Source organism: Microvirga sp. HBU67558 (assembly GCF_018069605.1).
In the GTDB taxonomy this organism is placed as follows: domain Bacteria; phylum Pseudomonadota; class Alphaproteobacteria; order Rhizobiales; family Beijerinckiaceae; genus Microvirga; species Microvirga terrae.
The window spans coordinates 1-462 of record NZ_JAGPUP010000198.1 but is presented as its reverse complement, the minus strand read 5'-3'; the positions used below and the strand labels follow the sequence as shown (position 1 = coordinate 462).

Annotated in this window: 1 pseudogene; it reads right to left on the bottom strand. The window is 66.5% G+C overall.

The window, feature by feature from the left end:
* Nucleotides 1-299: pseudogene (locus KBI52_RS00820) on the bottom strand (hypothetical protein); the annotation flags it as partial.
* Nucleotides 300-462 lie beyond the last annotated feature (163 nt).

The following is a 462-nucleotide window of genomic DNA, read 5'->3' as shown; positions in this document are numbered from 1 at the left end:
AGCATCCAAAGGACGAAGCCGAACGCCATCCCAAAGAGCCAGCCGCCGCGAGGGTCATTGGCCGCGCGCTGAAACAACCAGCCGTACAGAACCCCGCCGAGAAGCATCAGGCCGGCGTAGGCGAGACCGGCAGCAAACCCAGACGCGCCGACTGCCATGGCAGACGCGTCAAGCGCCTGAAACCCGATGAGGACCGCCAGGGCCGGGACCGCTGCCAGCAGCCCTGCGATGGCGCCCGCCAGAAGCGGCCGTTGGGTCGGGCCGGCATCCAGCCCGTGCGCCTGGAGCATTCTAAGCATGGAGCCGCCTCGCTTCCCGGTTCGTGATCTTCGAGGCTTCTTCCAGCACCGCCTCGATGGATGGGGCTCCGTCGAGATCCGCACCGAAGAGGCGCACGAGGTGCTGATAGGCCAAACCGACCACCCGCGGGTCGCGATTGAGATCGAACAGGCCGACTGGATT